Origin of the sequence: Streptomyces sp. NPDC058279 (assembly GCF_042881255.1) — a bacterium.
Lineage (GTDB): Bacteria > Actinomycetota > Actinomycetes > Streptomycetales > Streptomycetaceae > Streptomyces.
Genome location: NZ_JBHVYA010000009.1, coordinates 88,615 through 112,704, shown reverse-complemented (window position 1 = coordinate 112,704; position 24,090 = coordinate 88,615). Strand labels below are relative to the sequence as shown.

The window sequence follows — 24,090 nt, the reverse complement described above, 5'->3', positions numbered from 1 at the left end:
GAGGGCGGTCCGGCCGGCGGGCCGAGCCCCGAACGGCCGACCGAAGCCGCCGGGTTCTGGGGCCGAGCCCCGGATGGAGCCGGGCCGGGCCGGGACGGCTGGTCAGGCCGGTTCCGCCGACGGGGCGGGCGCCGGGGCCGGGACCGCGGGTTCCGGGAGGCGGGAGACCCGCGTCCAGGCCGCCGCCGCCTTCGCGGCCGAGCCCGCCGCCAGGCCCCACGCGGCGCCCGCCACCCCCCACACCGCGTACCCGCCCAACAACAGGGCCACCGACAGCAACGAGAACACCACCTGCAACGACAGCGTCGCCCTCGGGTTCAGCACCCGCAGCGTCAGCAACGCACACGTCCCCAGCCCCATCACCGCGTACTGCGCCCCCGTCGCCGGAAGCAGCGTCGCCGCCGCTCCCCACGTCGGGCCCAGCAACTGCCGCCCCACCGCCGCCGGCAGCGCGTACAGCACCGCGCCCCACCCCGCGCCGAGCGCCGCCAGCACCGCGCCCATCAGCAGCGTCAGCCGGACCACGCCCCGTTTGCCCGACGCCCGCCCCACCACCGGCGGCCCGAACGCGTTCGCCGAGTTGAACAGCACGTTCAGCGGCCCGAACAACGTGGTCGCACCCCGCAGCGCACCGACCGCCAGTGGCGTCGCGAACACCCCGAGCCCGAGCACCGCGAGCTGGCTGGAGCCGTTGCCCACCGCGAACTCGACCACGAACCGCTGTCCCAGGTGCCCGCGCCGCACGTACGGCCGCAGGTCCACCCGCGCCCCGCGCACGTACGGCCGCAGCAGCCACAGCCCCAGCCCGAGCGCCGGCAGCGCCGAGACCCCCCACACCAGCACCAGCCGCCCCGCCGACGCCCCTTCGGGCTGCGCGAGCAGCGCGCCGACCACACCCACCAGCCGCACCACGTCGGCGGCCAGCGCCCGCTCCGGCACGCGCAGCGCCGAGAAGCAGTACCGCAGCCCGTCCTGTACGAGCACCAGCGGCAGGACGAGCCCCAGCGCGAGGAACGCCCACCCCCCGGCCCCGGGCAGCACGAGGCCCACCAGGGCGAGCACCGCCCCGGCCGCGGCCGAGGCGGCGCCGGTGAAGGCGAGGCCCGAACGGCACACCGCGCCGAGCCGTTCCCCGTCCTGCTCCAGCACCACGGTCTGGCCGACGTACGCCATGTTCAGCCCGAGCAGCACCGTGAAGGTCACGTACACCATCGAGAAGTCGGCGAAGCCGGACGCCGACGACAGCCGGGCGGCCAGCACCAGCACCAGGATGTTGGTGGCGCTGGAAGCGGCCTGGTCCAGGACCGAGGCGAGCGCGGCGAGACCGCCGCGCCTCACCGCCGGCCCGTGCGGACCGTGCGCAGCGCCACGGTGTCGGTGCCGTCACCGGGGATGTGCTGCTCCTGTTCGGCGACCTCGTACGGGATGGGCCGCGGCGCCTGCTTGTCGGCCTGAGCCTGAGCCTGGGCCGGAGCCGGAGCTGCCGGGGCGGCGTCCTTGCCCTTCCCCTTGCCCCGGCCGCCGCGCTTCTCGCCGGGCAGCGGCGTGTGCAGCACCGCCCCGAGCACGGTCCCGCCGGCGCCGCTGATGAGCTCGCGGATGCGGGACAGGTCGCTGCGGTGCACCGCGCGGGGGTCGCAGACCACGAGGACGCCGTCGACGCGGTCGACGAGCGCGAGCGCGTCGGCGTACGAGAGCACGGGCGGCGCGAGCACCACGACGGTGGAGTTGGGGGAGTCGGCCTCGGAGATCAGCCGGGTGGCGCGCGGCGAGGTCAGGGCGCGGGCGACGTTGCGCACCCGCTCACCGGGGATCAGGTCGAAGGCGCCCGACTCCCCGGCGTCCACGACGAGCTGGCGCCCGTCGGGCCAGTCGGAGTCGCCCTGCTGCCCCGGCTTTCCGCCCGCGCCCGGGCCGCCCGGCATCTGGCTCCAGCGCGGGCGCCCGCCCGCGTCGGTCGGCAGTTGGCTGGCCAGCACCGGCGTGCGCAGGTCGGCCTCGATCAGCAGGACGTCCTTGCCGGTCTCCGCGAAGGAGGCGGCCAGGTTCACGGCGACCGCGGCGGCGGTCTCGCTGCTGCCGCGCGGTGCGACCACCAGCAGCCGGCGCCGGTCGGCGAAGCGGGAGTCGTAGGCGAGTCGGAAGGCCACCGACCGGAACTCCTCCGCGAGGCGCGGGTCTTCCTCACCGGCCGCGAGCAGCGGCCCGCCACCGGTCTTGTCGCGCGGCAGGGAGCCCAGTACGGGCGCCCGCAGGGCCCGCGCCACATCGCCGTCGGAGCGCGGCGCGGGGTCGAAGACGAGTCGGACCCAGGCGGCCAGCAGACCGAGCGCCAGGCCCACGGCCGCGCCGAGCGCGAGGGACATCGGCAGGCCCGGTCCGTCGGAGTCGCCGGGCGCGGTCGCGGGGCTGGTGACCCGGCCCGGTGCCATGTCCAGCGCCTGGAGCTTGGCGATGTTGCTGTTGAGGGTGTTGACCTTGCTCTGGAGGTCGGTCTTGGAGGAGTACGCCGTGTCCCGCCCGACTCCCGAGGGCATGGCGTTGATCTGCTTGACGAGGTCGTCGAGCTGCTTGGCGACCGGGTCGCGCTGGTCCTGGTAGCCCTTGACCATCTTGTCGCGGGTGACGTCCAGGGCTTCCTGCCGCTTGAGCAGGTAGGCCGCGGTCATCGCGTTGGCGCGCTTCGCGGCCTCCCCGGGGGAGGAGGAGGTGTAGGTGAAGCGGAGCACCATCGTCTGCGGCGGGTTGGTGACCTGGAGGCCGCTGCGCAGGGCGGCGACGCCGGACTCGGGCACGCCGAGCTTCTTCGCCGCCTCGTCGGCCGTGGAGGAGCTGAGCGCGACCTGGCGCTCCGAGCCGATGTTGATGGCCTTGTCGGGCGCCAGGCTCGGGTTGAAGGGATCGTCGGTGGGTGCACGGAGCACGATGTCGGCGGTCGCGACGTAGGTGTCCGCCGTGGAGACGCCGAGGTAGACGCCGCCCAGCAGGCCGATGCCGATGACCGCGCCGAGGAGCCGGCGGTAGCGCAGGAGTTGTCGGAACTGGTCCCGCAGGAGGTCCGGTTCGTCCTCGGCGGGGGCCGCTGCCGGCCGGTTCGTCTCGATCACGGCCGGGAACCCCCAAGTGCTTCGTCCATCAGTGCATCGATACGGGCCAGTCCCGCCTCGCGGCTCAGGTGGGCCGCCACGTGGACGGGCCCGGCGGCACCGAGGGCGTCCGCGGTCTCCGGGTCCTCGGCCAGTGCCCGTACGGCCTTGAGCAGGGCGCCCGGGTCCTCCGGCGGTACGAGCACCCCCGCGCCGGAACGTTTCACCTCCTGGGCGGTCCCGCCCCGCGCCGCCACCGACGCGACGACGGGCCGGCCGGCCTGGAAGTAGGAGGTCAGCTTGGAGGGCACGCTCATGTCGAGCACCGCCGCGTGCTGGGTGACCGCGAGCACGTCCGCCGCCGCGAGGATATCGGGGAACTCCCCATCGGCGGCAGGGGGGATGATGTCGAGGTTCGGTACGTCCGCCGCGAGGTCGGCGAGGGCCGCGCGCTGACTGCCGTCGCCCATGAGGACGAACCGGACGTCCGGGTCGAGCCGGGCGGCGCCGACCAGGACGTCCAGGCCCTGCTTGAGACCCATGTTCCCGGAATGCAGCACCACCGTCTGGCCCGGCGCCCAGCCGAGGTGGCGGCGGGTCTCGCCGCGCGGCTTGGTCGGCGTCGCCACGTGGGACCAGTTGGGCACCAGGCGGATCTTCTCCTCGGGCACGCCCATCCCGACGACCCGGTCCACGAAGGTCTCGTGGATGACGCCGACCAGGGTGGCGCGCTTCAGCGCGTACGCCTCGGCGCGTCCGGCCAGCGCGGCGGCCTTGTCGCCGCCGCTGATCCCGCTCTGCGCGGCGGCGGCGCCCATCAGGTCCTGGACGACCGGGACGTAGGGGACCCGCCACTTCGCGGCGAGGCGTGCGGCGAGCACCCCGCCGGCCAGGCTGGGCATCTGGGCGAGCACCGCGTCCGGCCTGGGCATCCGGGGCGGGGCCACGGCGCCGTGCAGCAGGATCGATCCTTCGAACAGGGCCCGCCGTACGGCGGTCTGGCGCGGCGGCACGGTGTGCGCACGCCGGTGCACGGTGACTCCCGCGCGCCGTTCCGTGCGCCGGAGCGCCCCCTTGTACTCCGGTTCCAACGACCAGGCCGGGTAGTGCGGCATGCCCGCGAGGACGTGCGTCTCATGGCCGAGATCCGCCCAGTGCTCCGCGATCTGGGTGGCGTAGGGCCCGATCCCGGCGTGCTCGGGAGCGTAATTGGTGGAAACCAGCAGCAGTCGCCGATGACCGGATCTGGACACTGGGCGTCCCCTTCCCCCCTGAATGATGCGCACGTCACCCTATTCGTTCACCGGCGTGGTGCGGAACGTGCACGCTATTGTCTGCTGATCCGCCACGCCGGGGGGTGTGGCTTCTGGGGGGTAAGAAATGACGGAGCAGGACATGTCCGACCTTGGCGCGCCCGCACGCAGGCCGTATCGAGTCGGCTACGCGCCCGGCGCCTACGACCTGTTCCACATCGGACACCTCAACATCCTTCGGCACGCCCGCAGTCGGTGCGACTACCTGGTGGCCGGGGTGGTCTCCGACGAGATGGCCGAACTCGCCAAGGGGCGCCGCCCGATGATCCCGCTCGTCGAGCGACTGGAGATCGTCCGCAGCGTCAAGTACGTCGACGCGGCCTTCGTGGAGACGGTGCCCGACAAGGTGGAGACCTGGAAGCAGGTCCGCTTCGACGTCATCTTCAAAGGCGACGACTGGCGCGGCACCCCCAAGGGCGACCGGTTGGAGAAGGACTTCGCCGCGCACGGCGTCGACGTCGTCTACTTCCCCTACACGGTCCACACCTCCAGCACCCAACTGCGTCGGGCGCTGGACGCCTTGGCGCAGCCGATCCCCGAGGCTTTCACCGCGGAACTGCGCTGAGCTCCCGGAACCACTTCGCGAGGAACGCCGCCAGGAACAGTGCGGCGACCGCCCCCAGCCCGGCGTAGGCCCAGCGGAAGAGCGCGCCGTCGCCGAGCAGCAGGAACACCAGACAGAACACCCCGTAGTCCACGGGCAGCAACGCCACCGCCCGCAGCGTCGACGGGGCGGCGGCGGGGCTCCCGGGCGCCGGCCCGGGCTTGAGCTTCTCGGTGAGCAGGCCGCCGAAGAAGGTGACGACGGCGGCGAACTGGAAGCCCAACGGCACCAGCAGCCAGCCGCCGGGCCGGGCTCCGCCGGCGCCCTCGCCGCCGACGCCGTACGCGTCCGGGAAGCGGTAGAAGGCGATGAGCACACAGGTGTGCAGGGCCGTCAACTTGGCACAGTCCACGACGTGGTCGAGCCACTCGCCGGAAGCGCTGCCGCCCCCGCGCAGCCGGGCGAGCTGTCCGTCGGCCGAGTCGAAGGCGAAGCCGACCGCGAGCGCCGCCCACACCGCGATCCCCAGTCCCCAGGAGGGTTCGGCCAGCGCGAGCGCCGCCACCGCGGCGAAGCTGAAGGCGGCGCTGACCAACGTCACCTGGTTCGGGGTGAGCCCGAGGGCGTACGAACCGGCGGCCAGGTACCGCCCGGCGGGCCGGTTGACGAACCGCGAGTAGAGCGACACCCCCTTCGCCGACTTCTGCGCTCCGCGCAACTCCCGCAGCGCGGTCCCGACTCTCGGCATCGACGCAAGCCCCCTTCGGAACGGATGTGTGTACGACGTACGTGCGTACGAGGGGCACATCATCGCAGGGGGTCCACGGCTTTCGGCTCCGGATGAACCCTTACGTCCTGAACCGGCGGTACGGAGCGGTCTCGGCGCGGTGACCACGACCGCCGACCGCGCCGTGCCCGCCGCCGTCCTCAAGCGGATGCCGCTCCAGGCCGGGACGGGCCGAGGCGCGGGCGCCTCAGCTCGCCACCCGCAGCAGCAGCACCGCCCGCGCCGGGACCGTCAGGGGCTCCCCGCCCCGGTGGCGCGTACCGGGCGCCGCCGACTGCTCCTCCCGGGAGGTGTCGAGCACGAGTTCGTACGTCGCCGCCCACGGCGCGCCCGGCAGCATCCACTCCACCGGCCGGTCCCCGGCGTGCAGCAGCGCCAGGAAGCTGTCGTCGCTCACCTGCCGCCCCCGCTCGTCCCGGCCCGGGATGTCCCGCCCCGACAGGTACAGGCCCAGCGCCGCGGCGGGCGCGTACCAGTCCCGCTCCGTCATCTCCGTCCCGGCCGGGGTGAACCACGCCAGGTCGCGCAGTCCGTCCGCGTCCTGCGCCCGCCCGGAGAAGAACGCCCGCCTGCGCAACACCGGATGTTCCCGGCGCAGCGCCGTCAGCCGGGTGGTCAGCGCGAGCAGCTCCGCCCAGGCCGGGTCCCGCGGCAGCGACCAGTCCAGCCAGCTCGTCTCGTTGTCCTGGCAGTACGCGTTGTTGTTGCCGCCCTGCGTCCGGCCGAACTCGTCGCCCGCCACCAGCATCGGCACCCCGGTCGACAGCAGCAGCGTGGTGAGCAGGTTGCGCAACTGCCGCCGGCGCAGCGCTCCGATCCGCGGGTCGTCCGTCTCGCCCTCCGCGCCGCAGTTCCAGGAGCGGTTGTCATTGGTGCCGTCCCGGCCGTCCTCCCCGTTGGCCTCGTTGTGCTTGCGCTCGTACGACACCAGGTCCCGCAGCGTGAAACCGTCGTGCGCGGTCACGAAGTTCACCGAGGCGTACGGGCGCCGGCCGCCCCACGCGTAGAGGTCGCTCGACCCCGACAGCCGGTACCCCAGGTCCCGTACGTCGGGCAGCGCGCCCCGCCAGAAATCCCGGACGGCGTCCCGGTAGCGGTCGTTCCACTCCGTCCACAGCGGCGGGAACGCGCCCACCTGGTAACCGCCCGAGCCCACGTCCCACGGCTCGGCGATCAGCTTGACCCGACGCAGCACCGGGTCCTGGGCGATCACCGCCAGGAACGGCGAGAGCATGTCCACGTCGTGCATGGAGCGGGCCAGGGCCGCCGCCAGGTCGAAGCGGAAGCCGTCGACCCCCATCTCCGTCACCCAGTACCGCAGCGAATCGGTGATCAGCCGCAGCACGTTCGGCCGCCCGGCGTGCAGGGTGTTGCCGCAGCCGGTGTAGTCCGCGTACCGGCGCTGGTCGTTCTGCAGCCGGTAGTAGCCCCGGTTGTCGATCCCGCGCAACGACAGCGTCGGCCCCAGCTCGCCCGCCTCGGCCGTGTGGTTGTAGACCACGTCGAGGATGACCTCGATCCCGGCCGCGTGCAGCGCCCGTACCATCCGCTTGAACTCGCCGACCTGCTGACCGGTGGTGCCGCTCGACGAGTAGGCGGCGTGCGGGGCGAAGTAGCCGATCGAGTTGTAGCCCCAGTAGTTGCGCATCCCCCGGCGCAGCAGGTGGTCCTCGTGCGCGAACTGGTGCACCGGCAGCAGCTCCACCGCCGTCACCCCGAGCCGGGTCAGGTGCTCGATCGCCGCCGGGTGGGCGAGCCCCGCGTAGGTGCCGCGCAGCCGCTCGGGAATCTCCGGATGGCGCATGGTGAAGCCGCGCACGTGCAGCTCGTAGATCACCGAATCGGCCCACGGGGTCTTCGGCCGGACGTCGTCCGCCCAGTCGTCGTCATCGTGGACCACGACGCCCTTGGGGACGTACGGGGCCGAGTCCCGGTCGTCGCGCACGGTGTCGGCGATGTACTGCTGCGGCCAGTCCCGCACGTGCCCGTACACCTCGGGCGGCAGCGCGCCGTAGTCGTTGCCCGGCCGCGCGTCCACGGCCCGCGCGTACGGGTCCAGGAGCAGCTTCGCCGGATTGTGGCGGGCCCCCGTCCAGGGGTCCCAGCGGCCGTGCACCCGGAACCCGTACCGCTGCCCCGGCCGCACGCCCGGGACGAAGCCGTGCCAGATCTCGTGGGTCAGCTCCGCCAACGCACAGCGGGTCTCGGCGCCCCGTCCGTCGAACAGGCACAGCTCCACCCGCTCCGCACCCGGCGCCCACAGCGCGAAGTTGGTGCCCGCGACCCCGTCCGGGCCCGAGCGGTAGCGGGCACCCAGCGGGTGCGAGGACCCGGGCCACACCGGCGGCCCCGGAGGCGCCGGCACCCGTACGGGCCGGCCGCCCGTCCGGCCGGTGACCGGGCCGGTGACCTGGCCGTTCGGCCGCGCCCGCGGGTGGCCGTCCGGCTGTCCGTCGACGGGCGGCGCGGGCGCGCTCCCGTTGACCCGTACCTCTCCGGCGACGGTTTCCACCGCTTCTTGCTCGGCTGCGCTCGACACTGCCCGCCTCCACGGCTCTCGGTACCTGCGAGGGCAGGGGAGTGCGGCCCCGGCGTCCCGGCCCGGGCCCGCCCCCGTCTGGTCCTTCCCACTGTTCTGCCCGCACGGACCCGCCCGGAACGTCGGCCGCGCCCACGTTTCCCCGCGAGGGGGCCGGTCGTTGGACAGGGCGTGACTCTTCTGACGAGGCGGGCAGGGGCGGGCTTGGCGGCCGTCGCGGTATGGGCGGCCCTGCTGGGAGCCCTGAGCGGCTGCACCGGTGACGGCCGCTCACCGGTCGAGATCCAGCTTCCCGGAAAGCCCCGGTCGCCGGACGAGGCCATTCGGATCACCCCAGAGGACAACGCCAAGGGGGTGCCCGCCGACGGCCCGTTGACCGTGCGGGTCACCGAGGGCCGGCTGGAGCGGGTGGTGGTCACCAAGGTCGAGGACGCCCAGGAGGAGAAGCTCCCGGGCGCCATCGCCGACGACGGGCTGAGCTGGAGTCCCGACCCGGCGGCCGGACGGCTCGCGCTCGCGGCCAAGTACACCGTCGACGTGGTCGCCGTGGACGGACACGACCGCCGTCAGGCCCGGCACACCACCTTCACCACCTACGTGCCCGAGGAACGGTTCATCGGCTACTTCCGGCCCGAGAACCGCTCGACCGTGGGCACCGGCATGATCGTCTCCTTCCGGTTCAACCGCTCCATCAAGCAGCGGGCCGCGGTGGAACGGGCCATCACCATCACCTCCGTCCCCGCCGTGAAGGTCGTCGGCCACTGGTTCGGCGACGACCGGCTCGACTTCCGCCCCAAGGAGTACTGGAAGGCCGGCACCGAGGTCACCGTCCGCATGAACCTCCGCGACGTCGAGGGCTCGCCCGGCGCGTACGGCATCCAGGACAAGACGGTCACCTTCAAGGTCGGCCGGTCCCAGATCTCCACCGTCGACGCGGCCGCGCACACCATGGAGGTGCGCCGGGACGGGCAACTGGTGCAGACCCTGCCCATCACCGCCGGGGCGCCCAAGAACACCACCTACAACGGCAAGATGGTGGTGATGGAGATGTTCGACGTCACCCGCATGAACGGCCAGACCGTCGGGTTCGGCGGCGAGTACGACATCCCCGACGTCCCGCACGCCATGCGGCTCACCACCTCGGGCACCTTCCTGCACGGCAACTACTGGGCCAGCCCCGACACCTTCGGCTCCCTCAACACCAGCCACGGCTGCGTGGGCCTGCGCGACGACAAGGGCGGCGGCTCGGACACCCCGGCCGGCTGGTTCTTCGACCGCTCGCTCGTCGGGGACGTGGTCGAGGTGGTCAACTCGCAGGACAAGACGGTGGCCGGGGACAACGGCCTGGGCGGCTGGAACCTCTCCTGGGCCGACTGGGTCACCGGCTCCGCCATCGGCTGACGCGCCCGGCCGACGGCTCCGCGCCGCCGGCCGTGGGGTCCGGGGCACGGCCCACGCATCAGTTGGGACGGAACGGTGACAAGACCGTGCCTTCACGTGATCTCCCCATGTGATTTCCTGACGTCAAGCGCGCGATTGTCCGCGCGGGGGACATGGGGAGAACACGAGTGAACCTGCAGCCGATTCGCGGCCGCGTCCGCACCGGCCTGCCGGCCCTCCTGCTGGGAGCGGCGCTGCTGTTCACCAGCGCGTGCAGCGGCGGCTCAGACGGCGGGGGCGGTGCCGCGGGCGACGCCGGCGGCAAGGGTGGCGGCAAGACCGGCACCGAGGCGTCCAAGGCCGTGGTCAACGTCAAGCCTGACGACGGCTCCAAGGAGGTCGCCACGAGCGGCGTCCTCAAGATATCCAGCACCGGCGGCAAGCTCACCACGGTGACGGTCGCCGACACCAAGGGCAACGCGGTGGACGGCAAGATGGGCGCCGACGGGGCCAGCTGGGAGCCCGCCCGCAACCTGGCCGCCGCCACCGAGTACAAGGTGCACGTCGTCGCCAAGGACGAGGCCGGTCGGGAGTCCGCCAAGGACACCACCTTCACCACCCTCACCCCGACGAACACCTTCGTCGGCCACTACACCCCCGAGGACGGGGAGACCGTCGGCGTCGGGATGCCCGTGTCGATCAACTTCACCCGGGGCATCACCAACACCGAGGCCGTCGAGAAGGCCATCAGCGTCACGGCGGAGCCGAACGTACCGGTCGAGGGCCACTGGTTCGGCAACGACCGGCTCGACTTCCGCCCCGAGAAGTACTGGGCGGCGGGCACCAAGGTCACCGTGAAGATCGCCCTCGACGGCGTCGAAGGCCGGCCGGGCGTCTACGGCAAGCAGACCCGTACCGTCCACTTCACCATCGGCCGCTCCCAGGTCTCCACCGTCGACGCGGCCGCGCACACCATGGAGGTCGTCCGCGACAACCAGGTGATCAAGAACCTGCCGATCACCGCGGGCGCCCCGTCGACCACCACGTACAACGGTCAGATGGTCATCAGCGAGAAGTACAAGGTGACCCGGATGAACGGCGCGACCGTCGGCTTCGGCGGGGAGTACGACATCTCCGACGTCCCGCACGCCATGCGCCTGTCGAACTCCGGCACCTTCGTGCACGGCAACTACTGGGCCTCCGCGAGCACCTTCGGGTCGGAGAACGTCAGCCACGGCTGCGTCGGCCTCAAGGACGCCCGCGGCGCGGGCGACGACGACCAGCCCGCCGCCTGGTTCTTCAACGAGTCCCTCATCGGCGACGTGGTCGTCGTGAAGAACTCCAAGGACAAGCAGATCGCCCCGGACAACGGCCTCAACGGCTGGAACATGGACTGGTCGGAGTGGATCAAGTAGTCCGCTCCCGCCCGACCCGCGAGTGATGCCCGGCCCGGTGCTGTGACCCACAGCACCGGGCCACTTCGCGTTAACCGCCGCTAACCTTCCCCGTATGACCCTCTCTCTCGAAGTCTCCGAAGGCGTCGGCACCCTCCGCCTGGACCGGCCGCCCATGAACGCCCTGGACATCGCCACCCAGGACCGGCTGCGCGAGCTCGCCGTGGAGGCCACCGACCGCGCCGACGTGCGCGCGGTGATCCTGTACGGCGGCGAGAAGGTGTTCGCGGCCGGTGCGGACATCAAGGAGATGCAGACGATGGACCACGCGGCCATGGTCGCCCGGTCCCGCGGACTCCAGGACGCCTTCACCGCCGTCGCCCGGATTCCCAAGCCGGTCGTCGCGGCCGTCACCGGCTACGCCCTGGGCGGCGGTTGCGAGCTCGCGCTGTGCGCCGACTACCGGATCGCCGCGGACAACGCCAAGCTCGGCCAGCCCGAGATCCTGCTCGGCCTGATCCCGGGCGCCGGTGGCACCCAGCGACTGTCCCGGCTGATCGGCCCGTCCAAGGCCAAGGACCTCATCTTCACCGGCCGCATGGTCAAGGCCGACGAGGCGCTCGCCCTCGGGCTGGTGGACCGGGTGGTGCCGGCCGCCGAGGTGTACGAGCAGGCGCGTGCCTGGGCGGCGAAGCTCGCCCAGGGCCCGGCCCTCGCGCTGCGCGCTGCCAAGGAGTGCGTCGACGCCGGGCTGGAGGCGGACATCGACACCGGACTGACCATCGAACGCAACTGGTTCGCGGGGTTGTTCGCCACCGAGGACCGCGAGCGCGGCATGCGCAGCTTTGTCGAGGAGGGCCCGGGCAAGGCCAAGTTCCTCTGAGGCGGCCCCTCGCCGGCCGTTCTCCCTGGGAGTGGATTAGCCGGGCATTAAGGCAGCCTTAAGCCGAAACGGTGATCCACTCGCCGTGATCATCGGAGTGCGTTGCGTCACACCAGGTCAGGCCGATGGCGTGACCCTTCGATTGCCTTTCGCATATGCCGGCACACCCCCTGGGGATCGGTGGACCCCGGGGGGTGTTTTCCCGCGGAACGCCCCGGAGCGGCGGTGTGGCCGTCCATGATGGGTGCATGGCGGGCCTGGAGGGTGTGGAGCAGCAGCGGCAGCGCGGCGGCGCTCCGGCGGTACGGATCGCGGCGGCTCTTGAGGAGGAACAGGGCCTCAGGGCCCTGGAGTTGTACGGCAATCCCGCCGAGGCGGAGGTGACGCTGCCGTCCATGCCCGAATCCGCCGGTACGGCGCGCCGGCTGACCCAGTCCGTGGTGATCCGGCTGTGGGGCCTGTCGCCGCAGATCGCCGAGCACACCGTCCTGCTGGTCTCGGAACTCGTGGGCAACGCCGTGCGGCATACCGGGGCCCGGTCGTTCGGCTTGCGGCTGGTGCGCCGGCGCGGGTGGATCCGGGTCGAGGTGCGCGACCCCTCGCGGGGGCTGCCCTGTCTGATGCCGGTCCACGAGATGGACACCACGGGCCGGGGGCTCTTCCTCGTGGACAAGCTGTCCGACCGCTGGGGCGCCGATCTGCTGCCCAGGGGCAAGATCACCTGGTTCGAGATGCGGGTGGCCGACCGCTGAGACGCCGGAGCCGGCCCGGCGCGCCCCCCGCCCCTCCCGGTAAACGCCTGAAACCCCCTGTCGCCGTGTGATGGGGCGCCGCGGGGGTTTCATGGGTGCGCCGAGGATCGAAGGGGGTGTGATCCTCGGCGTGGGACTTCGCTCGGGTCAAAGGGAAGCCGTGATTCCGACTATGGCAGACGAGCGACCAAATGCCAAAACCTCAAACTCGGACATAAGTGTGTATAACCTAAGAGTTCACAGCTAAATCCTAGGTGAGGTGGCCCACTCACCTCGTAATCAATGAATAAGTATCGACCGCTCTGCGTGATTCGTTGATCACATAGCGGACGAGCGTCGTGGGGAAGCGCTTCGGGCCGGGTGCCGAACTGGGTCAATCAGCATGTACGGGGACATCCGGACCTTAAATGGGCAGGTGCCCTGCTACCCGGACCGCCGATCCGCCCTCCTCGCCGGTGCCGCGGTCGCCGCCGGCGCCCTCACCGCCGCCTGCGGAACCGCCGCCCCGCCCAAGGCGCCGGCCGCCGCCCCCGCCACCCCGACACCGGCCCGTCCCGCCCCGGCGGCCGCCGCCGCGCCGGGCCCGCGCCGGTTCGCCGGACAGCCCGTCGAGATCGACCACGGCTCCCGGGACCGGCCCCGTGTCGCCCTCACCTTCCACGGCAACGGCGACCCGGCCACGGGACGCGCGGTCCTCGCCGAGGCGGAGCGCGCGGGCGCCCGCGTCACCGTCCTGGCCATCGGCACCTGGCTCGACGAGCACCCCGACATGGCCCGCCGGGTCCTGGAGGGCGGTCACGAACTCGGCAACCACACCCAGCGCCACCTCGCGATCAACACCATGCCGGAGGACGAGGCGTACGCGGAGATCACCGGCTGCGCCCAGCGCCTCAAGCGGCTCACCGGCTCGATCGGCACCTGGTTCCGCCCCTCGCAGACCCAGTACGCGACCCCTCTCGTCCGGAAACTCGCCCAGCGGGCCGGCTACCCGCACGTCCTCTCGTACGACGTGGACTCCCTCGACTTCACCTCACCCGGCGCCGCGGCCGTCATCCGCAACGTCACCGGGACGATCCACGCCGGATCGGTGGTGAGCCTGCACTTCGGCTACGCGGACACGGTCGACGCGATGCCGCCCCTCCTCGAAGAACTCGCGCGTCGCCAACTGCGCGCGGTGACCACCACGGAGCTGCTGACCCCATGACGACGAATCGCCTTCCACGGAAGGCCACCGTGCTGCTTGCCGGACTGGTTCTCGCGGCCCTGGCCGGGTGCGGATCCGGGGGAAAGGGCGCGACCGAGGCGCTCGGCACCAAGGGGCCCGCCCAACCGGTCAAAGCGCAACCCGCGGTCCCGCCCGGACTGGCCGGAATGCCGCCCGTGCTCGACCCCCACGACGTCTACGCGGCCGACCGGCCGAACCAGTTGTCCCCGGTCGTCAAGAACTTCCCGTCCCGCGTCTACGTACCGAACACCGGCTCCAACACGGTGTCGGTCATCGACCCCAAGACGTACAAGGTCATCGACACCATCCCGGTCGGCGTCCAGCCCCAGCACGTCGTGCCGTCCTGGGACATGAAGACCCTGTGGGTCAACAACAACCGCGGGCACACCCTGACCCCCATCAACCCGGCCACGGGCGAGGCGGGCGACCCCGTGGAGGTGCACGACCCGTACAACCTGTACTTCACGCCCAATGGCAAGTACGCGATCGTGATGGCCTCGATGGACCGCGAGCTGGTCTTCCGCGACCCGCACACCATGAACCGGGTGAAGACCGTCCCGGTGACCTGCTACGGCGTCAACCACGCCGACTTCTCCCTCGACGGCCGGTACTTCATCGTGAGCTGCGAGTTCTCCGGCGAGCTGCTCAAGGTCGACACCGAGAAGATGGAGATCGTCGGCCAGCAGAAACTCCCCTTCGAAGGCGCCATGCCCCAGGACGTCAAGGTGTCGCCCGACGGAAAGACCTTCTACGTCGCCGACATGATGGCGCACGGCATGTGGGTGCTCAGCGGCGACAAGTTCGGGACACCGAAGCTCCTCCCCACCGGAAAGGGCTGCCACGGCCTGTACGTGAGCCGTGACTCCAAGGAGATGTACATCTCCAACCGCGGCGAGGGCAGCATCTCCGTCTTCGACTTCAAGGCGAACAAGCTCACCAAGAAATGGGAGCTCCCGGACGGCGGCAGCCCCGACATGGGCGGTGTCTCCGCGGACGGCAAGGTGCTGTGGCTCTCGGGCCGCTACAACTCCGAGGTCTACGCCATCGACACGAAGACGGGCGAGGAACTGGCCAAGATCCCGGTCGGCTCCGGCCCCCACGGCCTCGCCGTCTACCCGCAACCCGGCCGCTACTCGCTCGGCCACACCGGCATCTTCCGGTAGCCGGTAGCCGGTAGCCGGTAGCCGGCACGGCATGACGGTGCCCCGGGAGCTCGCACAGCACCCGGGGCACCGCCGTCCTGTCCCGCCGCCTTACGCCGAAGGCGTCACCAGGCGACGGGGAGTCGTTCGGGCAGCCGCTTGATGAAACCGGTGCGCCAGACGAGGTTCTCCGCCGGCACCGCCAGCCGCAGCCCCGGCAACCTCTCCACCAGTACCTCCAGCGCGATCTCCGCGTGGGCCCGGCCCAGCGCGGACGCCGGGCAGAAGTGCCGCCCGGCACCGAAGGCCAGATGGGCGTTGGCGCTCTCCCGTTCCAGGTCCAGCTCGTCCGGGTGCTCGAAGGCATCGGGGTCGAAGTTGGCCCCCTCCAGCAGGACGAGGACCAGCTCCCCCTCCTTCACCAGCACGTCCCCGACCCGCACGTCGGCCATGGCGATGCGCGGCAGCCCGTCGCCCACCGACAGGTTCCAGCGCAGCAGCTCGTCCACCGCCTTGCCCATCCGCTCCGGATGCGCCCGCAGGTACCCGATGAGCTCCGGTCGCTGGAGCAGCGCGAGGACGGCGAGCACCAGGAACGCGGACGTGGACACCGCGCCCGCCCCGAAGAGCGAGACGGCGACGGTCGCGAACATCTCGTCGGTCAGGTGCGCCGACTCGGGGTCGGCCTCCTTCAGCTCGGCGAACTTGCCGAGGAGCCCCGTACGCTCCTCGGCCGGCAGCGCGAGCTGGACCTTCAACTGCTCGACGAAGTAACCGACGTCCTTGTACCAGTTCAGCGCGGAGTCGGCGAACGGTTCGCGCGCGGTCATGAACGCGACGTCCAGCCCCGACATCAACCGACGTCGGTCCTCGAAGGGAACCCCCAGCACCTGACAGTGCAGCGCCGCCGAGAAGGGGTCGGCGAACCCCGCCCGGAGGTCCGCCGGACCGCCCTCCGCCACGATCTGGTCGATGAGCTCGCCGGCCTTGGCGCGCAGCCAGTCCTGGAGCCCCTTCTGGCGCGGGTTGAGCGCCTTCATAACCGCGTTGCGCAGCCCGGCGCTGTTGATGTTGCCCATGTTGTTGACGACCTCGGGCGGTATCGTCAGCGCGTACTGGCGGGGCACGCCGGCGTTCGCGGTGTCCTTGAGACTGAACCGCTCGTCCTCCAAGACCTGCTTGGCCAGCGCGTAGCTGCTCACCAGCCACGCCGGGTCCCCGGTCAGGGTGCGGACCTTGGCGACCGGCGCCTTCTCCCGCAGCCGGGCGCACTCCTCGGGGAGCACGTCTCCGCGCCGCGACAGCGGGAAGTCGAGGAGGGCCTCGTCGGTCCCCGCGCCCTGCCCGGTCTCCCGGCCCTCAAGCTGCTCGACGCTCATCGACGGTCCCTTCGGTCGGTGCGTGGTTCGCGGGTCTCGCGTGGTGCTCGCCGCTCGCGTGGTGGTCGGCCGCCGGGTACGGGGCGGCCTCCGCGGTCTCCGGACGTACGACGGCGTACGCCTGGTTGCGTGTCGCGCGCAGTCCCCCACCGCGCGCGAACAGGACATCCGTCATCGGCATCTTGACGTGATAGGCCGCCACCGAGGACGGCACGTCGAGAATGCTCGGGGTGTCCACGAAGAACGGCAACTCCGCCGCCATGTAATCGAAACAGACCTGCAACTGGCTGTCGGTCATCGATTCATCTTCCGGCAACTTCGAACCGACAAACTGGAGAGCCATCTTCTCGCAGCCCTTACGGAACTCGTCATCGGTCTCAAGGAAATGCAGAACGCGCCGGTGCAGTAGTTGGTACACGGGATTCGATTCGAACTCGGAAAGTGCCCTCACTCGTATCTCGGCGTGCGTGGACCCGGACTCCTCGACACCTTTGAGAATCCTTCGCCGCACTGCCTTGATCTCCTTCGTCGCACGCTTCTCCGCGTGCTCCCGGGTGTAGCCGAAGGCGGCGAACATCCGGTCCACGTGGAGGTCCGCGTAGACGAAGTCGACCTGCGCGAAGCGGGTCGTCGCCCATCGGGCAAGACTGCCGATGCGCTCGGAGCTGAAGTAGCTGTTGCCGGGACTCACTCCGATGAGCACATGGTCGCCGTCTTCCCAGATATGGCGGCAAGTGCGGGTGAAGGGCAGAACTTCGAATGATGCGTCAGCTTTGATCGTCACCTTTGATCGCCCTTGTTGCCGCTTGTCCCTGGGAGCCCTGTGCTCCTGGTGTGGCGGCAATGTCGGTACGTTATGCCGTGATCCCGGAGTGTGACAAGTGGGGGCCGGATTTGTTGGCTGGAATTATCGCTTCCGGGTGGCCGGGGAGTAATTGAATTTCTTTCTGCCGGCCGAACGGGACCCGGGGTGAACGCGACCCGCCGGGGGCGCTACCCTGAGCCGTCAACAAGCACCGAGAAGGGGTGGACCCAGTGGCGGACATCGAGAGCGCGCGGGCGACGTTCGGCAAGTTCGACGCGGACGGCGACGGCTTCGTCACCGCCGACGAGTACAGCGCGGCCATGAAGGCCATGGGTGACGCGTACGTCACCGGCGCCGTCGCGGACGCCGTCATCGCCGCCAAGGACACGAACGGCGACGGCCTGCTGAGCTTCGACGAGTTCTGGAACGCCCTGAACAAGTAGCGGACGCCGGACGGGGCCGCGTCACGCGGGCGGCCCCGTCATGTCGTCGACCTCGGCCAGCGCCTCCTCCAACCAGCGCAGCCAGAACGTCTCCAGGCCGATCCCGCCGCGCAGCACGAGCCGGCGCAGCCGGTCCTGGTCGGAGTCCCGCCCGGGCGGGAAGTCCTTCGCCTCGATGGCCTCGTACTCCGCCAACTGCCCGCGGTGCAAGTCCAGGTGCCGCCGCAACTCCGCGGCCAGCCCCTGCGGGCCCACGACACCGGCCGCCCGCACCCGCAACAGCAGCGGGTCCCGGATCGCCTTCGGGTCCTGGCTCTCGCCGATCCACCGGGCCAGCTCCGCGCCGCCGGCGGGCAGCACCTCGTACTCCTTCTTCTGTCCCCGCACGGGCACCTCGCTGGGCAGCGCCCGGATCAGCCCGCCCTCCTCCAGCCGGCCGAGCTCGCGGTAGATCTGCTGGTGCGTCGCGGACCAGAAGTACCCGATCGACTTGTCGAACCGCCGGGTCAGCTCCAGCCCGGACGAGGGCTTTTCGAGCAGGGCGGTGAGGATGGCGTGCGGGAGCGACATGCGCACATCCTAGGTTCGCCGCCGGGCCGGGCACGCGTGCCGTTCAGGACCCGGACCGGGCCCAGCCGGCCAGCGCCTCCGGCGTCGCCGGCCCCGGGGCGTCCGGTTCCAGCAGGTCGCGGGCCCGCAGGAAAGCCGTCACGGCGGGGGACCACGCCTGGCGCAGCCCCGCCGACGCCAACAGCCCCGGGTCCGACAGCAGGGCCGCGGCCGGGCCGACGCGGATGCCCGCCGGGGTGAGGACCGCCGCGTCGTCGGCCCAGCGCACGGCGAGGTCGACGTCGTGCGTGGCCATCACCACCGTCGTGCCGTTCGCGCGCAGGCCCGCCAGCACGTCCAGCAGCCGCTCCTGCCCGTCCGGGTCCAGTCCCGCCGTCGGCTCGTCCAGGATCAGCACCCGCGGGGCCATCGCCACCGCCCCCGCGATCGCCGCCCGCTTGCGCTGCCCGTACGAGAGCAGGTGCGTCGGCCGGTCCCGCAGGGCGGTGATGTCCAGCGCGGTGAGCGCCGCGTCCACCCGGGCCCGTACCTCCGCCGGGGCCAGACCCATGTTCATGGGTCCGAAGGACACGTCCTGCTCCACCGAGGCCGCGAACAACTGGTCGTCCGGGTCCTGCACGACCAACTGCACCCGGCCGCGCAACCGGGTCAGGCCCGCCCGGTCGTGGCGCACCGCCGCACCGTCCAGCCGCAGTTCGCCCGCCACCGGCCGAAGGCCGCCGCTCAGCAGCCGCATCAGCGTGGTCTTGCCGCTGCCGTTGCGGCCCAGCAGGACCAGCGCCCGGCCCTCCGGGATCGCGAAGTCCACACCGGACAGCACCGCCGGACCGTCCTCGTAGGCGTAACCCGCCCCCACCAGTTCCACCAACGGGTTCACAGGTGCAGCCCTTCCAAGGTGAGAGTCACGGCGACCAGCGCGGCCGGCAGGGCGGCGGAGGCCGCCAGGAACCGCCACGACAGCGCCGCCCCGGGCACCAGCACCCGCAGCGTCCCGTCGTAACCCCGCCCCGCCAGCCCCTCCTGGAGCCGCGCGGCGCGGTCGAAGGCCCGGACGAACGAGGTCGCGGCGAGCCCGGCCAGCGAACGCCACAGCGCCGCCCGGCCGGTGTGGCCGAGCCGGGCCGCCTGCGCCCGGTGCACCTGGGCCACCGAGTCGAGCAGCAGGAACCCGATCCGGTACATGACCAGCGCCACGTCCACCACCGGTGCCGGGACGCCGGCCCGCACCAACCGGGGCAGCACGTCCGACACCGGGGTGGTGAACGCGAACAGCAGCACCCCGAGCGAAGCCGCCGAGGTGCGCAGCAGCAACTCCGCCGCGTGCCGGGGCCCGTCCGGGGCCAGGGAGACCGGCCCGGCCGGGCCGCCCACCGCGAACAGCAACGGCAGCGCCCCGGTGAAACAGAACCCCAGCGGAATCCGGAAGGCCCGCCACAGCTGTCGTCCGGTCACCCCGGCCGGGCCGAGGAGCACGGCCAGGGTCGCCGCCGCGACCAGCGGCCCGCCGGGCCAGGGCGGCAGGCCGACGGCGGTGACGGTGAGCCCGAGCCCGAGCAGCGCCTTCTCCAGCGGATGGCGGTGGCGCCAGCGGCTGCCGTGCGCCGCCACGTCGATGGGCAGCACCGGTCAGTGCTCCGCCGGGGGTGCCGGGGGCGTCGGAGCGTCCTGTGGGCCGCCCGCCTGGGCGAGCCCCTGGCGGCGGCCCCTGCGCAGCCCGAAGTAGTAGGCGAGCACGCCGGCGCCGAGGGCCGCCTGCAAGGCGAACAGGGCCGACTCGACCTCCGAGGAGGGGGGTTCGTACAGCGGGGAGAACCACGGCTTGTAGTCCGGCCTGATCTCGGTGATCGCCGACTCGGCCTGACTGTCGGCGCCCGCGAAGGGCTCCTTCTTGCCCTCGCCCATGCCCAACGCGATCGGCAGGACGGCGAGCGCGGCCACCAGGAGCAGCAGCAGGGCGTTGATCTTCGTGTTCTTGCTCGTGCCGCTCATCAGGCCGCCGCCTCCTGCGCGTCGCGGCCGCGGGCCGTCAGCTTGGCGACGCCCAGCCGGACCAGGTCCGACTTGCTGGACTGCATCAGCAGCCGCATGACGAGCACGGTCAACAGCCCCTCGCTGACGGCCAGCGGGATCTGCGTGATGGCGAAGATGCCGCCGAACTTCGCGAGCGCGCCGAGGAAACCGCTCGCCGGGTCCGGGAAGGCCAGCGCCAGTTGCACACTGGTCACGCAGTACGTGACGAGGTCGGCGAAGAACGCGCCGAAGAAGACCGTCACCATCAGCGGCACGTCGAACCGCTTGAGCAGCCGGTAGACCCCGTACCCCGCCCAGGGCCCGGCGATCGCCATCGAGAAGGCGTTCGCACCGAGGGTGGTCAGCCCGCCGTGCGCCAGCAACAGGGCCTGGAACAGCAGGGTGATGGTCCCCAGCACCGTCATCACCGGGGGCCGGAACAGGATCGCGCCGAGCCCCGTCCCGGTGGGGTGGGAACAACTGCCGGTGACCGAGGGGATCTTCAGGGCCGACAGGACGAAGGTGAACGCCCCCGACGCCCCGAGCAGCAGCGTGCTCTCCGGGTTCGCCTTCACCTCGCGGGTCAGGGCGCGGACACCGTGTACGACGAAGGGAGCGGACGCGACGCCCCAGGCGGCCGCGTGCAACGGGGGCAAGAAGCCCTCGGCGATATGCATGAGTGGGGAGACCTCTCCAGCACCTCGTGGATGGACGACGCGCCCTGGCCGGTCTCCTGGCTCACGGGTGCCGCTGCCCTGGCTCCGCCTTCCCGGGGCCGTGCGGTCTCCCGCGCGGGCCCAGTGGCTTCCCGCTGGGGGCACCTCCCGGACGGTGGGTCTGGGGGAGAGTGGAGCCGGACTTCCCGATCACAGTGGCGAGGGCCGCACCGGTTTCCCACCGGTTTCCCGAACACCAAGGCCCCATGACCCTAGTCGGCCGGGCGGACGGGTCACAACCCGCCCCTTCCGGGCGCGCCCGCCGGCGGCCGCGCCCGGCGGAACGCAGGGTGGTGGGAACTCATGCACCTGACGGGTCAGCAGGTGGCCGGGTGCGGGAAGTCCAGGACGAACCGCTCCGGGGCGTGCAGCACGCTCGTGTTGTAGGTGGGCGGGGTGTCGAAGGCGGCGCCGAAGGTGACGTACCCCTCGAAGTCGCCGGTCAGGGCGATGCCCTTGAGCTTGCTCAGGGCGATCTGCTGGAGCTTGGGTCCCACGTAGACGTTCTGACCGGCGGCGTCGTGCGCGGCGGCCGGGTGCAGCCTGATCTCCAGGAAGTACTTCCCCGGCAGCGGGACGGGCTTGCCGGACCCGTCGTAGACCAGTTGGGAGACGGGTGTGACGGTGACCGGCGGGGCGGTTCCCTGGAGGTCGATCACCAGCCGGTCGTAGGTGCAGTGGCCGCCCCAACGGGCGTTGGTGACCAGTGTCGTACCGGTGGCGGCGGAGGCCGGCGCCGCGAGCGCGACCCCGGCGGTGAGCAGAGCGCCCGCGAGCAGTGCGGTGACCTGACGGCGACGTACGTGCTGCATGACGTCCCCTCGATTCTGGGAGACGGGGACAAGGGTGACACTGCCGAAGACGCCCCGGAGGCCGCCGCGGTTGCACGGATCACCCGGTGGCGGCGCGCCTTTCCTGGCAAGGTGGCGGCCTGGACATGGACCGTGCGACAGGGGAGCACCGGATGCGCCGTCACCGCCTTCACACCCGCCTTCACCGTCATGCCGTCGGCACCGCGGCCCTCGTCCTCGCGGCCACCGCCTGCGGGGGCGGCGGCGACCAGCAGGTCTCCCAGGAGGGCAAGGGCGGCTACCCCTGGGTCGCCACGGACGAGATATGCAACGCGCTGCCGTACGGCAAACTGGCCGACCCGCTCGGGGCCCGCGAGGACGTCGCCGACCGCACCCGCAGGACCACCGGGGGCTACCCGGGCGCCGAGTGCGTCCAGCAGCTCGTCCAGCGCGGCCCCGCGACCTACGGCGGCGCCAAGGTGGAGCTGGACTTCGCCTACGTCCCGAGCGTGGACGAGGCGAAGGAGGTCTTCGCCAAGGTGCGGGGCGACGCGGGCAAGGACGCGCCGGGCGGCGCCCCGGTGGACGTCGAGGGCGTGGGCAAGGAGGCGTACCGGCTCGCCTACACCAAGCCGGACGACCAGCGCCAGGTCAGGCAGCTACGGGTGCGGGACAGCAACCTCATGCTGGACATCACGGTCACCGGGGAGGCGCACAAGCCCCCCACGCCCGAGAGCCTCAAGGCGCTGGACGACGCGGTGAACGGCTTCGCCAAGGGCTGCCTGACCACGATCCGCCGGAAGTAGCGCGGGGACGGGGAAAGGGCCGGGCGCACACGCGCCCGGCCCTCCCGTCGGGTACCCGCCGGCCGCCGTCAGCGGCGCGGGCGCCGGTGTCGGCTCAGCACTCGATGACGTTGACCGCGAGGCCGCCCCGGGCGGTCTCCTTGTACTTCACCTTCATGTCGGCGCCGGTCTCCTTCATGGTCTTGATGACCTTGTCCAGGGAGACCTTGTGCGAGCCGTCGCCGCGCATCGCCATCCGGGCCGCGGTGACGGCCTTGACCGCCGCCATGCCGTTGCGCTCGATGCACGGGATCTGCACCAGACCGCCGACCGGGTCACAGGTGAGACCGAGGTTGTGTTCCATGCCGATCTCGGCGGCGTTCTCCACCTGCTCCGGGGAGCCGCCCAGGACCTCGGCGAGCGCGCCCGCCGCCATCGAGCAGGCCGAGCCGACCTCGCCCTGGCAGCCGACCTCGGCGCCGGAGATCGAGGCGTTCTCCTTGAAGAGCATGCCGATCGCGCTCGCCGCGAGGAGGAAGCGCACCACACCGTCCTCGTCGGCGCCCGGCACGAAGTTCATGTAGTAGTGCAGCACCGCCGGGATGATGCCCGCCGCGCCGTTCGTCGGGGCGGTGACCACCCGGCCGCCCGCCGCGTTCTCCTCGTTCACGGCCATCGCGTAGAGCGTGATCCACTCCATCGACAGCGCCTGCGGGTCGCCCTCGGAGCGCAGCTTGCGGGCGGTGGTCGCGGCACGGCGCTTGACCCGCAGACCGCCCGGGAGGATGCCCTCGCGGGACATCCCGCGCGCCACGCACGCCTGCATGACGCGCCAGATCTCCAGGAGGCCCTCGCGGATCTCCTCCTCGGTGCGCCACGCCTTCTCGTTCTCCAGCATCAGCGCGGAGATCGACAGGCCCGTCTCGCGGGTGAGCCGCAGCATCTCGTCCCCGCTGCGGAACGGGTACTTCAAGACCGTGTCGTCGAGCTTGATCCGGTCCTCGCCGACCGCGTCCTCGTCCACGACGAAGCCGCCGCCGACCGAGTAGTACGTCTTCTCCAGCAGCGGCGCGCCGGCGGCGTCGTAGGCGAAGAGGGTCATGCCGTTCGCGTGGTAGGGCAGCGACCGGCGGCGGTGCAGGATGAGCTGGCTCGGCTCGTCGAAGGCGATCTCGTGGGCTTCGCCTATCTCGGCGCCCAGCAGGCGCAGCCGGCCGCTCCGGCGGATGCGCTCGACCTCGGCGTCGGCGTTCTCCACGTCCACCGTGCGGGGGGAGTGGCCCTCCAGGCCCAGCAGGACCGCCTTGGGGGTGCCGTGGCCGTGGCCGGTCGCGCCGAGCGAGCCGAACAGCTCCGCACGGACCGAGGCCGTTTGGGCGAGGGCACCTTCCTTCTTCAAGCGGGTCACGAACATGCGCGCCGCCCGCATCGGGCCGACCGTGTGGGAGGAGGAGGGACCGATGCCGATGGAGAAGAGATCGAAGACGGAGATGGCCACGGTGGCGAGACTCCCTTGTCTGCTCGTGGGGTGGGAGAGGGGCACAGG

23 protein-coding genes and 1 riboswitch are annotated in these 24,090 nt (G+C 71.7%); of the genes, 9 read left to right on the top strand and 14 right to left on the bottom strand.

The window, feature by feature from the left end; all coding sequences use genetic code 11:
• Positions 1 to 102 precede the first annotated feature (102 nt).
• From ACFVXJ_RS19030 to ACFVXJ_RS19020, 3 genes are read right to left on the bottom strand one after another with little or no spacing between them, the layout of a single operon-like run.
• Positions 103 to 1,338: a hypothetical protein gene (locus tag ACFVXJ_RS19030; protein ID WP_389663008.1), complete on the bottom strand. Its 1,236-nt coding sequence runs from the start codon at positions 1,336 to 1,338 to the stop codon at positions 103 to 105.
• Positions 1,335 to 3,107 (bottom strand): lipopolysaccharide biosynthesis protein, encoded by a 1,773-nt coding sequence (locus tag ACFVXJ_RS19025; RefSeq protein ID WP_389663006.1) that lies wholly within the window; start codon positions 3,105 to 3,107, stop codon positions 1,335 to 1,337. Before ACFVXJ_RS19025 ends, ACFVXJ_RS19030 begins: the two co-directional genes overlap by 4 nt.
• Positions 3,104 to 4,309, bottom strand: a complete 1,206-nt coding sequence (locus ACFVXJ_RS19020; protein WP_389663248.1) for a glycosyltransferase family 4 protein — start codon at positions 4,307 to 4,309, stop codon at positions 3,104 to 3,106. The genes ACFVXJ_RS19025 and ACFVXJ_RS19020 overlap by 4 nt, the downstream gene beginning before the upstream one ends.
• 172 nt (positions 4,310 to 4,481) lie before the next feature.
• Between ACFVXJ_RS19020 and ACFVXJ_RS19015 the strand changes: the two genes are divergently transcribed.
• Positions 4,482 to 4,964: an adenylyltransferase/cytidyltransferase family protein gene (locus ACFVXJ_RS19015; RefSeq protein ID WP_389663005.1), complete on the top strand. Its 483-nt coding sequence runs from the start codon at positions 4,482 to 4,484 to the stop codon at positions 4,962 to 4,964.
• Here ACFVXJ_RS19015 and ACFVXJ_RS19010 read toward each other — a convergent pair.
• The gene (locus tag ACFVXJ_RS19010) at positions 4,945 to 5,691 is read right to left on the bottom strand and encodes a CDP-alcohol phosphatidyltransferase family protein (protein ID WP_389663003.1); all 747 of its coding nucleotides are present in this window, start codon (positions 5,689 to 5,691) and stop codon (positions 4,945 to 4,947) included. The genes ACFVXJ_RS19015 and ACFVXJ_RS19010 overlap by 20 nt on opposite strands.
• 226 nt (positions 5,692 to 5,917) lie before the next feature.
• On the bottom strand, positions 5,918 to 8,269 hold the full coding sequence (gene glgX, locus ACFVXJ_RS19005; RefSeq protein WP_389663001.1) for a glycogen debranching protein GlgX: 2,352 nt from the start codon (positions 8,267 to 8,269) through the stop codon (positions 5,918 to 5,920).
• Positions 8,270 to 8,449: 180 nt separating this feature from the next.
• Here glgX and ACFVXJ_RS19000 point away from each other — a divergent pair, with 180 nt between their 5' ends.
• The 6 genes from ACFVXJ_RS19000 (at position 8,450) to ACFVXJ_RS18975 (ending at position 15,066) form a co-directional block, all read left to right on the top strand.
• A complete protein-coding gene (locus ACFVXJ_RS19000; RefSeq protein WP_389663246.1) occupies positions 8,450 to 9,670 on the top strand; it encodes an Ig-like domain-containing protein in 1,221 nt (406 codons plus the stop codon).
• A gap of 152 nt (positions 9,671 to 9,822) precedes the next feature.
• Positions 9,823 to 11,064 carry an Ig-like domain-containing protein gene (locus ACFVXJ_RS18995; RefSeq protein WP_389662999.1) on the top strand — a complete coding sequence of 414 codons (1,242 nt, stop codon included), beginning with the start codon at positions 9,823 to 9,825 and terminating at the stop codon, positions 11,062 to 11,064.
• Between the two features lie 94 nt (positions 11,065 to 11,158).
• The gene (locus ACFVXJ_RS18990) at positions 11,159 to 11,926 is read left to right on the top strand and encodes an enoyl-CoA hydratase/isomerase family protein (RefSeq protein WP_389662998.1); all 768 of its coding nucleotides are present in this window, start codon (positions 11,159 to 11,161) and stop codon (positions 11,924 to 11,926) included.
• Between the two features lie 248 nt (positions 11,927 to 12,174).
• The gene (locus ACFVXJ_RS18985; RefSeq protein WP_389662996.1) at positions 12,175 to 12,678 is read left to right on the top strand and encodes an ATP-binding protein; all 504 of its coding nucleotides are present in this window, start codon (positions 12,175 to 12,177) and stop codon (positions 12,676 to 12,678) included.
• A 382-nt stretch (positions 12,679 to 13,060) separates the two neighbouring features.
• Positions 13,061 to 13,882: a polysaccharide deacetylase family protein gene (locus tag ACFVXJ_RS18980; protein ID WP_389662994.1), complete on the top strand. Its 822-nt coding sequence runs from the start codon at positions 13,061 to 13,063 to the stop codon at positions 13,880 to 13,882.
• Complete coding sequence (locus ACFVXJ_RS18975) at positions 13,879 to 15,066, top strand: YncE family protein (protein ID WP_389662993.1); 1,188 nt, start codon at positions 13,879 to 13,881, stop codon at positions 15,064 to 15,066. The genes ACFVXJ_RS18980 and ACFVXJ_RS18975 overlap by 4 nt, the downstream gene beginning before the upstream one ends.
• 104 nt (positions 15,067 to 15,170) lie before the next feature.
• Here the strand turns inward: ACFVXJ_RS18975 and ACFVXJ_RS18970 are convergent, their stop codons facing one another.
• Together ACFVXJ_RS18970 and ACFVXJ_RS18965 are read right to left on the bottom strand one after the other, a co-directional pair.
• Complete coding sequence (locus ACFVXJ_RS18970) at positions 15,171 to 16,424, bottom strand: cytochrome P450 (protein ID WP_389662991.1); 1,254 nt, start codon at positions 16,422 to 16,424, stop codon at positions 15,171 to 15,173.
• Complete coding sequence (locus ACFVXJ_RS18965) at positions 16,405 to 17,208, bottom strand: tRNA-dependent cyclodipeptide synthase (RefSeq protein WP_389662989.1); 804 nt, start codon at positions 17,206 to 17,208, stop codon at positions 16,405 to 16,407. Before ACFVXJ_RS18965 ends, ACFVXJ_RS18970 begins: the two co-directional genes overlap by 20 nt.
• Before the next feature lie 251 nt (positions 17,209 to 17,459).
• Between ACFVXJ_RS18965 and ACFVXJ_RS18960 the strand changes: the two genes are divergently transcribed.
• The gene (locus tag ACFVXJ_RS18960) at positions 17,460 to 17,672 is read left to right on the top strand and encodes an EF-hand domain-containing protein (RefSeq protein WP_136214509.1); all 213 of its coding nucleotides are present in this window, start codon (positions 17,460 to 17,462) and stop codon (positions 17,670 to 17,672) included.
• Between the two features lie 21 nt (positions 17,673 to 17,693).
• Here the strand turns inward: ACFVXJ_RS18960 and ACFVXJ_RS18955 are convergent, their stop codons facing one another.
• The 6 genes from ACFVXJ_RS18955 to ACFVXJ_RS18930 form a co-directional block, all read right to left on the bottom strand.
• Positions 17,694 to 18,242: a PadR family transcriptional regulator gene (locus ACFVXJ_RS18955; RefSeq protein WP_389662987.1), complete on the bottom strand. Its 549-nt coding sequence runs from the start codon at positions 18,240 to 18,242 to the stop codon at positions 17,694 to 17,696.
• 43 nt (positions 18,243 to 18,285) lie between these two features.
• Positions 18,286 to 19,119, bottom strand: a complete 834-nt coding sequence (locus ACFVXJ_RS18950) for an energy-coupling factor ABC transporter ATP-binding protein (protein ID WP_389662985.1) — start codon at positions 19,117 to 19,119, stop codon at positions 18,286 to 18,288.
• Positions 19,116 to 19,865, bottom strand: coding sequence for a cobalt ECF transporter T component CbiQ (gene cbiQ / locus ACFVXJ_RS18945; protein ID WP_389662983.1), 750 nt, complete (start codon positions 19,863 to 19,865; stop codon positions 19,116 to 19,118). The genes ACFVXJ_RS18950 and cbiQ overlap by 4 nt, the downstream gene beginning before the upstream one ends.
• A 3-nt stretch (positions 19,866 to 19,868) precedes the next feature.
• Positions 19,869 to 20,231, bottom strand: a complete 363-nt coding sequence (locus ACFVXJ_RS18940) for an energy-coupling factor ABC transporter substrate-binding protein (RefSeq protein WP_389662981.1) — start codon at positions 20,229 to 20,231, stop codon at positions 19,869 to 19,871.
• Positions 20,231 to 20,929: an energy-coupling factor ABC transporter permease gene (locus tag ACFVXJ_RS18935; protein ID WP_389662980.1), complete on the bottom strand. Its 699-nt coding sequence runs from the start codon at positions 20,927 to 20,929 to the stop codon at positions 20,231 to 20,233. Before ACFVXJ_RS18935 ends, ACFVXJ_RS18940 begins: the two co-directional genes overlap by 1 nt.
• Before the next feature lie 28 nt (positions 20,930 to 20,957).
• A riboswitch (cobalamin riboswitch) is annotated at positions 20,958 to 21,184 on the bottom strand.
• Between the two features lie 101 nt (positions 21,185 to 21,285).
• The gene (locus ACFVXJ_RS18930; RefSeq protein WP_389662978.1) at positions 21,286 to 21,780 is read right to left on the bottom strand and encodes a hypothetical protein; all 495 of its coding nucleotides are present in this window, start codon (positions 21,778 to 21,780) and stop codon (positions 21,286 to 21,288) included.
• 125 nt (positions 21,781 to 21,905) lie between these two features.
• Between ACFVXJ_RS18930 and ACFVXJ_RS18925 the strand changes: the two genes are divergently transcribed.
• Positions 21,906 to 22,565 (top strand): hypothetical protein, encoded by a 660-nt coding sequence (locus ACFVXJ_RS18925; protein WP_389662977.1) that lies wholly within the window; start codon positions 21,906 to 21,908, stop codon positions 22,563 to 22,565.
• 94 nt (positions 22,566 to 22,659) lie between these two features.
• Here the strand turns inward: ACFVXJ_RS18925 and ACFVXJ_RS18920 are convergent, their stop codons facing one another.
• Positions 22,660 to 24,042 (bottom strand): L-serine ammonia-lyase, encoded by a 1,383-nt coding sequence (locus ACFVXJ_RS18920; RefSeq protein WP_389662976.1) that lies wholly within the window; start codon positions 24,040 to 24,042, stop codon positions 22,660 to 22,662.
• Between the last annotated feature and the right edge of the window lie 48 nt (positions 24,043 to 24,090).

Coding starts and splice junctions, on each gene's coding strand:
- ACFVXJ_RS19015 (WP_389663005.1), top strand. CDS start 4,482: ATGTCCGACCTTGGCGCGCCCGCACGCAGGCCGTATCGAGTCGGCTAC.
- ACFVXJ_RS19010 (WP_389663003.1), bottom strand. CDS start 5,691: ATGCCGAGAGTCGGGACCGCGCTGCGGGAGTTGCGCGGAGCGCAGAAG.
- ACFVXJ_RS18995 (WP_389662999.1), top strand. CDS start 9,823: ATGGGGAGAACACGAGTGAACCTGCAGCCGATTCGCGGCCGCGTCCGC.
- ACFVXJ_RS18990 (WP_389662998.1), top strand. CDS start 11,159: ATGACCCTCTCTCTCGAAGTCTCCGAAGGCGTCGGCACCCTCCGCCTG.
- ACFVXJ_RS18985 (WP_389662996.1), top strand. CDS start 12,175: ATGGCGGGCCTGGAGGGTGTGGAGCAGCAGCGGCAGCGCGGCGGCGCT.
- ACFVXJ_RS18980 (WP_389662994.1), top strand. CDS start 13,061: ATGTACGGGGACATCCGGACCTTAAATGGGCAGGTGCCCTGCTACCCG.
- ACFVXJ_RS18975 (WP_389662993.1), top strand. CDS start 13,879: ATGACGACGAATCGCCTTCCACGGAAGGCCACCGTGCTGCTTGCCGGA.
- ACFVXJ_RS18970 (WP_389662991.1), bottom strand. CDS start 16,424: ATGAGCGTCGAGCAGCTTGAGGGCCGGGAGACCGGGCAGGGCGCGGGG.
- ACFVXJ_RS18955 (WP_389662987.1), bottom strand. CDS start 18,242: ATGTCGCTCCCGCACGCCATCCTCACCGCCCTGCTCGAAAAGCCCTCG.
- ACFVXJ_RS18940 (WP_389662981.1), bottom strand. CDS start 20,231: ATGAGCGGCACGAGCAAGAACACGAAGATCAACGCCCTGCTGCTGCTC.
- ACFVXJ_RS18935 (WP_389662980.1), bottom strand. CDS start 20,929: ATGCATATCGCCGAGGGCTTCTTGCCCCCGTTGCACGCGGCCGCCTGG.
- ACFVXJ_RS18930 (WP_389662978.1), bottom strand. CDS start 21,780: ATGCAGCACGTACGTCGCCGTCAGGTCACCGCACTGCTCGCGGGCGCT.
- ACFVXJ_RS18925 (WP_389662977.1), top strand. CDS start 21,906: ATGGACCGTGCGACAGGGGAGCACCGGATGCGCCGTCACCGCCTTCAC.